We start from the raw sequence: 7,910 nt of genomic DNA, 5'->3' as shown, positions 1-7,910 counted from the left end.
GTTGAGTACGTTGGCCTACCGGTGTTCGGTCGCGGTCAGTCGAGCTGCTCGAACTGGAGGTTGGCGTGCAAGACCGCTGACCTGTTCGCGATCTCGACGCCTTCCTCGCTGAAGTCGAACGCGGCGTGCAGTACAACGTCGATGTTCAGCGAATGGGCCACACCGAACTCCATCCGGGTGATGTCGACCGGATTGTGTCCCCCGCCCAGGTAGATGCTCGCATCGATGTAGCCAGCGTGCGGGTTGATCGGGAAGCCGAAAGTTCGGTTGGTCAGTGCAGACAGGTCGTTGCCGGGTAGATCAATGAACTCGCCGCGAATGGCCGTCCTGATGATCTCGGGTCCGTCAGTGCCAGGGCGGAAGGTCGCGGGGTCGAAACGGTCGGCTGCGGAGAACGGCGCAAGCGGCACGGTGATCGCCCAAGTACCCGCTGCTGGGCCTGACCGCAGCGGTGAAAGGTAGACGATCTGACCGGGCTCCAGCTGCAACAGGTCGTCCGACAGTTCGAGCACGACGAGCATGCTAGGCGTGAGTCGGTCGCTCTGCCCTCGTGGGCCTGCCGTGATAGCAGTTCCGGACTGCGCAGGCGCACTCTTCTGCCGCAATCCGCCCGTTACTGAGCGTCATGTCAAGCGAATGGAGCCGGCGTCCGGACTTGCCGATGAGCGGATGCCATTCGCTCATCGGCTTGGCGCACCGGCCGTCCGCCGGCGACGTGCCGGTTCGGACGCGAGTGCGGCGGTTCACGCTGCCAGACACGTTGGTAGGCGCCGACGCCGACATGACCTCCAGCGCTGACCCCACCCACCAGTTCCATCAAGCGTCCGGGTGGTAGGCGAGGTTGACGGTGAGTGCGGCCAGAGCGAGTCCGAAGAAAAGTGCCCAGGCGCCGAGTCGGAAATTACCCGCCCGCATATGTGCGCCCAGCGCGCCGAGGAAGTACAAGACCAGACCGGCTGCCGCGAGCGTACCCACGACCGGCACGACGAACCCGGCCAGCAAGCCGAGCGCGCCCGCGCCCAGGAGCATTCCCAATGGTCGTACCCACGATCGGGGTATCCGATTGCGGTCCGCCTCCGTCTTCGGGTATTCGTGGCCGATCACGTTTGCGATGGCGGCCGAACCGTTGAGGGCTGAGGCGAGCAGGGTCACCGTGAGATAGATGGCGAACATCGGCGTCTCCGTATGCGTGAAAGCGGCGGTTGACCAGTCGCTCACGGACGAGGTGGTGACCCCGATGTGTGACACGGTGTTGAGTGTTCTGGATCACAGCGCTATGGCTGTCAGCTTCTGGGGGTTGCTGACGACGTGGATGGTCTGAACCAGACCCTCCACCATGTGTAGGGTCATCGCTAGCACCGGCGTTCCGTCACAGCGGACGACGACACCGGGGCCACCGTTGAGGTGGAGCACCCCGGCCGTCGAGCCCACCGGCTGTTGCCGGGAGAGGACGACGATGGCCCGGGCCACGAGGTCCGAACCGTGGATGGGTTTGCGTGGCGCACCGGTGAGGCCGCCGCCGTCGCTGACCATCGTCACGTTCGGTGCAAGAACCTCGATTAGTGCGGTGATGTCACCACCGGAACAGGCGGCCAGGAATCGCTCGGTCACCTGCTGCCGGTTCACGGGGTCGCTGTCATATCGGCGCCGGCGGCTCTCGACCGCCTTTCGGGCCCGGTGCGCAAGCTGCCGTGCCGCCGGCTCCCCACGTCCCAGGAGCTGCGCGATCTCGGCGTACGGGTACCCGAACGCCTCATTCAGCACGAACACCGCGCGTTCCAACGGAGACAGCGTCTCCAGGACGAGCAGCAGCGCGGTGGAGACGGAATCGGCAAGGACCACATCGTCGGCGATGTCCGGTCGGGTGAGGATGGGCTCAGGCAGCCACGGGCCGATGTACGACTCACGCCGCACACGGGCGCTGCGCAGCTGATCGATCGCCAGCCGGATGGTCACTCGAACCAGAAAGGCCTCGGCGTCCACGACGGTGGCCGGTTCGACGCGACTCCACCGCAGCCAGGCCTCCTGCACTACGTCTTCGGCTTCCTTGACGCTGCCGAGCATCCGGTACGCGACCGCGTACAACAACCCACGGTGCTTCACGAAGGGCGGCTCATGCTGGTCACCTAACACTCTCCCGGCCACCCGACCCATGATCCGGCATAGCACGTCAGGTGTTCAGACGGGCCACGGTGGACCGTCGCGCAAGCCTCCATCGAGGGCATCAACGCCGTCGGAGGACGACCGGCCAGCACCCGTACGGACTTTGCATCTCTTCCGGGGGCCTCCGCTTCCGCCGCGATCCGATCGCTACGCGGCGTGACAGCCCGTACCGGCGGCTCGGCATGCGGCCATGCCGAAATGAGTGTGTTTACCCATCGACGATCATGCCGACGGGTGCCGTTTGGGTGGTCGATCGTCGCCGGTTAGGGGTTCTTCCAGCCTCCGGTCGATCTGTTCGATGGCGATGAGGTCTTCCGGGGCGAGCCGGTCGATGAAGTGGTGTCGTACTGACTCGACGTGGGCCGGTGCGGCGTTGTCGAGTGTGTCCAGCCCGTGCGCGGTGAGTACGAGGAGGCAGCCTCTGCCGTCGGTCGGGTCGGGTGTGCGCCGGAGGAGACCGCGCGCTTCCATCCGGGTGGCGTGCCGGGACAGCCGACTGCGTGACCAGCCCATCTTGTCGGCCTGTTCCCCCAGGGTGCTGGTGTGGTCGGGCTGCTCCGACAGCGTGCTGAGTACTTCGTAGTCGGGTTCGGAGAGGCCGATCGCGGCCAGGTCGCGCGCCGTGCCGGTCCGAACGGCGACCATCACACGCAGAAATGCCCGCCACGCCCTCTCCTCGTCGGGGTTCAACCAACGCACGTTGCTGGCCGGCCGTCTCGTTGACATGTAATCAATCTAGCATCTAAGCTTCGTTTCCATGTCAACGAAACCGATCCGTGTCCTGGCGCTCATGTGCAGCACCCGCCCCGGCGCCCTCGGCCCCGCCGTGGGACAGTGGCTGATCGAGACGATCACCCCTCGTGCCGCGGAATTCGGCGTCGAGCTTGAGCCGGTGGCCCTCGGCGATCTGAACCTGCCGTTCCTGGACGAAGAGGAACACCCGTCGTCGGGTGTCTACCGACATGAGCACACACGGCGGTGGAGCGCGATTGTCGACGCGGCGGACGGGTTCATCGCGGTCACGCCGGAGTACAACTACGGGATGCCAGCGACCCTGAAGAACGCGCTGGACTACCTCAGCCGCGAATGGGCATGGAAGCCGATCGGTTTCGTCAGCTACGGCAACACGTCGGCGGGCACCCGGTCGGTTCAGCACGCCAAGCAGGTGGTGACCACGCTGCGCCTGGTTCCGTTGGGCGCCACGGTCGCGATCCGCATCGGTGACGCAACGGAGAATGGTCGGCTGCGGCCCGACGCGGCCCACGACACGGCGGGTGTCGGCCTGCTGGACGAACTGGTCCGGGTCGCCCACGCCCTACGGCCGATGCGCGAACGTGCACGAGCCGGGGCCCTGTCCGGACCGTTGCCAGGGTCCTACGCGAGACGGCTGACCCCCGACGACGCGCCCGAGGTCACTGTGCTGCAGAGGTGTTGCTGGGTGGACGAGGCCGTCGTCAACGACACCATGGCCATACCGGCCCTGCACGAGTCGCTGGAGGAGGTACGTGACTGGCTGGCGACCTGGCACACCACGGGCATCTGGCTGGACGGCCGACTGCTGGGCATGGTGCGGGCCCGTCACGTCGACACCGACTGGCATTTGGGTCGGCTCGCCGTCGTGCCCGACCTGCGAGGCCAGGGGCTGGGCCGGTGGCTGCTACGCACCGCCGAAGCCGCCGCCCAACCGGATTGCCGCCGCATCCGGCTGTTCACCGGCGCCAAGAGCCTGCGGAACATCGACCTCTATCACAGCGAGGGCTACCAGTCGATACCACTCGCCGGCCCTGACGGAACCACCTGCCTTACCAAGGACCTATCCGTTAGGCAGCGCTGACGCTGCCGGTCCATTGAGCCCCCGTAGTCCGGTGCGCGCTCATGGCCGCGATCCGCGCGTGGCGTGGGTTTCGTGGACGTTGAAACCGTTGTAGACGGTGTTGGTTCGGGCGGCTCGTAGTGGGCGGCCGATCAACGCGTCGCGCGAGTTCCAGCCGCACTTGGCGCCGCGGCCGGTCCACCTCGGCGATCGTGACGGTGACCATCTCTCCCATCACTGGCTCCCGGGTCAGAACTGACTCGTGGGGCAGTCCCGCGATGCCCGGCGCGACGCGGACGAAGACACCGAACGGCACCACCTTGACGACCGGCCCGGACAACACCTCACCGACCCGGTCCGCGAACTGGACCAGTGGATCCTCCTGCAACGCTTTCAGCGAAAGCTGCACCTGTCCACGGGTGCCGTCGAAGTCGAGCACCTCGGCGGAGACCTGCTGGCCAGCGTGCACCACGTCGGCAGGGTCGCAGAAGTACTCCCAGGTCAGCTCCGGAATCCGAATGAACCCAGTGCCGGGCGAGCCGGCCCGGTCCCCTTCGAGACGCACGAAGACGCCGAAGTTGTGGATCTCTGAGATGATTCCACGCACCACCGTGCCGCGCTTCGGCTGGCCTCCAGACATGGCAGCACTGTATAGCCGACGTAGCGACTTGCGGCTCTTGACCAGGTGCACGCTTCTGCCGCTCCGGGTGGACTGGTGTTCCATCGCCGTGGTGACGCACGGTGATGTATGGCTATCTCTCCTGCTTCAGATTCCGGTGTTGTACCTGATGTTCAACTCGTTGTGCGCGCTGCGGTGTCGGCCTTCCTGGGCCGCTATCGTGGGCAAACTCGCGTTCATACCGAGTCCGACCTGCGAGTCTTCCTACGCTGGTGCACCGACCAAGACCTTCACCCGCTGGCTGCGGCGCGGGTGGACATCGAGCGGTACGTGCGCTGGCTGCATGACGTCCGGCGGTACCAGCCCTCGACGGTGTCGCGGCGCCTGTCGGTCGTGGTCGGTTTCTACCGGGTCTGCGTCATTGACGCCATCTTGGAGCACTCGCCTCGAACCCGAACGACTTCGCCTTGGTCGCGCTTTTGGGCCTGCTCGGGCTGCGGATCTTCGAAGCGTGCGGGTCGAACATCGCCGACCTCGGTGAGGAGCACGGCCACCGGGTCCTACGGGTGCGCGGCAAGGGCGGCAAGGTCGTGCTCGTCCCGCTGCCACCTGCGGTGGCCAGGGCCGTCGATCGGGCCGTCGATGGGCGCACCAGCGGGCCGATCCTGCGCAACACCCCCACGGCGGGAGGATGGACCGGCACGCCGCCACCCGCCGGTTCAAGCACCTCGCTTACGCCGCGGGGATCCGGATGCCGAGGATGCACCCCCACATGCTGCGCCACACCTTCGGCACGGCCATGCTCGACGCCGGCGTCAGCCTCCGCGAGGTGCAGATCGCCGCCCGCCACGCCGATCCGAGAACCACCATGCGCTACGACCGAGCCCGCAAGAACGTCGACCGGCACCCCAACTACATCCTCGCCGCCTGCATGGCCTCCGGGATGTAGCAAGCCCTCCCGGCTTTGACGAAGGTAGTGCGCACGGCCACCGGTGGTGCCATAGCGGCCGGTCAGGTAACGCGCCAGCTGAAAGCCGTGCCGGAGGTCGGTTCAGCCATCGCGTCGCCCACGCGGTCTCATACGAGCAGCGGTTCGCGAAGCACCTGCGGCCGGAGAGCGGACAATGCCTTCACGCAGGATTTCGTGTGAGCCACAGCAGTTGATGTCGATCTCTGTCACACCTGGCAACTCGGAAGGCACCGGTTGTTCTGCCCCTGACCACCGGCTGAGTCAGCAGCCCAGGCCATCCTTGTACCACTTCGGGACATCACCGTCGGCGACCTTGTCGGCGATCTCCCAGACGACCTCGGGGTAGTCGCCCTCGTCGTTCATGTCGTGCAGCACCTTCCACTGGTGGCTACTGCGCAGCGCGGCTGCTGCCTGCTTGACCGCTTGGTCGTCGCCGGCGGAGTCGGCTCGGATCCACTCGGCGATCCAGTCGCAGGTGACCCTGCCGGCCACTGCGGCGCCGAACTGGTATGGGTCGTTGGCCCCGGCGTTGTCCAGTACCGACACGTCGAAGCCCGGCGGGGACGGCATGTCGGCGAGAATCTTGGCGGCTTCCTCACGGACGTCGCCCGGCGTGACGATCTCCGGCGGCAGCGCCTTGAGGAACGACTTGGCATCCACCTTTATCACGTGGGTGAGGATCCCGTCGAAGGTTGCCCGCGTCCAATTGCCCCCGGTGCGCAACTCGACAAACGTGCCGTCCTGCGGCTTGAGCATGGCCGACATGTCGTTCTTGCTGTAGGTGAAGATGCTGGCCGGCCGGTTCGCCACGGTGGTCACCTCCGGTTTGCTGACATGCAGCCGGTCGTCGTAGTAGTGCTGGTACTGCTCGTCCGGGTACCAGTTCATCTGCAGGCTGCGGTCGCCGTTCTGGAATTCGATGCTGCCATTCTCCTCGGCGAATCCGTAGACGCTGATCGCTTTCCAGCCCGACTCATCGATCAGCAGGCGCGGGTGCTCCTGCGCAGCCTTCAGGTCGAGTTCCCACCCGCTGATCGCGGCCGTGCCCACGCTGGGCAGGCCGGTCGGTCCGGTGTACACGTCGTCGGGCTGCGCGGACCAGAGCGACGAGGTGGCGATGATGCCGGCCACGGCCGCCGCAGCGGCCGTGGCGCCGGCGAGTTGACGGACGAGGGTACGGCGCAGCGGTCTCGCCGGCACCGAGTCGAGTTTCGGGGTGGACATGATCTCCTCCAGGAGATGCTGATCCGCCCCGCCGAGGCGCTGGATGATCTCAGGTCGATAGGGGTCGGCGTCTCGAACCAGGCGGTCGAGGTGCTCGTCGGTCATCTGCCCTCCTTCGGGACGGGTACGGCCAGGACATCGAGTACATGTCCGGGTCCATGAGGGTCGTGACCGACGAGTTCGCGCAGCCGGGCCCGTGCCCGAGACAGGCGGGTCCGCGCCGCGGTCGGGCTTACCCCGACCACCTCCGCCGCCTCCCGGGGCTGCAGGCCCTCCCATACGGTGAGCAGCAACATCTCCCGGTCCGTGTCGTTCAGCCGGCGCAGCGCGGCCTGCACGGCGAGCCGCTGCGGCACCTCATTGCCCGGATCGGGCGTGGAGACCGCGGTCAGGCAATGCCGGAGCCGCTCACCCAACCGCTCTCGGCGGATCCCGCTGCGGTGGTGGTTCGCCAGCACTCGGCGGGCCACCCCGTACAGCCACAGCCGGACCTCATCGTCGGAGGGCAGGTCGGCGCTGCGCCGCCACGCCACCAGGAAGGTCTCCGCGACCACGTCGGCGGCGTCGTCCGGCTGCTCGACACGACGTGACGCGTACGCGAGAAGCGCTTCGAAGTTGCCGGCGTAGACGCGCCGAAACCGGTCCTCAGAGCTCACGTCTTTTGCATGTCCGGCACCGGGCTCATCGTGACACCACGATACCGCCGACCTGCCGAGGTTCTAGGACCTACGCGACGCCTACCCGCAGCCAATCCCGGCGATCTCGACGGCGTTCCGGCCGGTCGACCGCAACGAACTCATGCCTGGAACCATGCCGCCGTCACGCACCGCGCTCACATCGGCGGCCAGCGAGACGTTGCACATCGACAAAATGCTCGTCTCCCTCGGGAGCGCTCATCTGGCCGACCGCGTGCCGCGCCATGTCGGTGATCGTCACTATCGGTATCGCTTCTACGGCCCACGTGGGGAGCCTGATTCCCAGCCCTCTGCCGAGGTCCCTCGGCAGGCCCTCACCTCCACCGAGCGCGCCGGGATCAGCTTCGCCGAGCAGTCCTTTGCATGACCGCGGCGCGCGGATCTGCCGCCGAGCTTGCGCGGCAGCCTGCAGAGGCGGTCACGCGG

General features: G+C 66.8%; 9 protein-coding genes and 1 pseudogene. 3 read left to right on the top strand and 7 right to left on the bottom strand.

From position 1 onward, the window contains the following. Positions 1–35: 35 nt before the first annotated feature. From ONA70_RS32825 to ONA70_RS32810, 4 genes are all read right to left on the bottom strand, one after another. Positions 36–512 carry a hypothetical protein gene (locus ONA70_RS32825; protein WP_265010372.1) on the bottom strand — a complete coding sequence of 159 codons (477 nt, stop codon included), beginning with the start codon at positions 510–512 and terminating at the stop codon, positions 36–38. A gap of 304 nt (positions 513–816) precedes the next feature. Continuing rightward, complete coding sequence (locus tag ONA70_RS32820; protein ID WP_265010371.1) at positions 817–1,173, bottom strand: DoxX family protein; 357 nt, start codon at positions 1,171–1,173, stop codon at positions 817–819. 93 nt (positions 1,174–1,266) lie between these two features. Then, positions 1,267–2,154 (bottom strand): RNA polymerase sigma-70 factor, encoded by an 888-nt coding sequence (locus ONA70_RS32815; RefSeq protein WP_265010370.1) that lies wholly within the window; start codon positions 2,152–2,154, stop codon positions 1,267–1,269. Positions 2,155–2,385: 231 nt separating this feature from the next. After that, positions 2,386–2,889 carry a MarR family winged helix-turn-helix transcriptional regulator gene (locus ONA70_RS32810; RefSeq protein WP_265010369.1) on the bottom strand — a complete coding sequence of 168 codons (504 nt, stop codon included), beginning with the start codon at positions 2,887–2,889 and terminating at the stop codon, positions 2,386–2,388. 31 nt (positions 2,890–2,920) lie between these two features. On the opposite strand from ONA70_RS32810, the gene ONA70_RS32805 reads away from it, so the two are divergent. Further along, on the top strand, positions 2,921–3,997 hold the full coding sequence (locus tag ONA70_RS32805) for a bifunctional NAD(P)H-dependent oxidoreductase/GNAT family N-acetyltransferase (RefSeq protein ID WP_265010368.1): 1,077 nt from the start codon (positions 2,921–2,923) through the stop codon (positions 3,995–3,997). On the opposite strand, the gene ONA70_RS32800 is transcribed toward ONA70_RS32805, so the two are convergent. Next, positions 3,984–4,616, bottom strand: a complete 633-nt coding sequence (locus ONA70_RS32800; RefSeq protein WP_265010367.1) for a S1 RNA-binding domain-containing protein — start codon at positions 4,614–4,616, stop codon at positions 3,984–3,986. The genes ONA70_RS32805 and ONA70_RS32800 overlap by 14 nt on opposite strands. Positions 4,617–4,724: 108 nt before the next feature. On the opposite strand from ONA70_RS32800, the pseudogene ONA70_RS37070 reads away from it, so the two are divergent. Both ONA70_RS37070 and ONA70_RS32795 read left to right on the top strand, forming a co-directional pair. Further along, positions 4,725–4,994, top strand: a pseudogene (locus ONA70_RS37070) (hypothetical protein); the annotation flags it as partial. Between the two features lie 292 nt (positions 4,995–5,286). Then, on the top strand, positions 5,287–5,544 hold the full coding sequence (locus tag ONA70_RS32795) for a tyrosine-type recombinase/integrase (protein WP_406601293.1): 258 nt from the start codon (positions 5,287–5,289) through the stop codon (positions 5,542–5,544). A 282-nt stretch (positions 5,545–5,826) separates the two neighbouring features. Here ONA70_RS32795 and ONA70_RS32790 read toward each other — a convergent pair whose 3' ends face one another. After that, positions 5,827–6,894, bottom strand: a complete 1,068-nt coding sequence (locus ONA70_RS32790) for a hypothetical protein (protein ID WP_265010366.1) — start codon at positions 6,892–6,894, stop codon at positions 5,827–5,829. Then, positions 6,891–7,445: an RNA polymerase sigma factor gene (locus tag ONA70_RS32785; protein WP_265010365.1), complete on the bottom strand. Its 555-nt coding sequence runs from the start codon at positions 7,443–7,445 to the stop codon at positions 6,891–6,893. Before ONA70_RS32785 ends, ONA70_RS32790 begins: the two co-directional genes overlap by 4 nt. Positions 7,446–7,910: the final 465 nt, after the last annotated feature.

The organism is Micromonospora yasonensis (genome assembly GCF_026013475.1).
In the GTDB taxonomy this organism is placed as follows: Bacteria; Actinomycetota; Actinomycetes; order Mycobacteriales; family Micromonosporaceae; genus Micromonospora; species Micromonospora yasonensis.
This window is presented reverse-complemented; position numbering and strand designations above follow the sequence as displayed.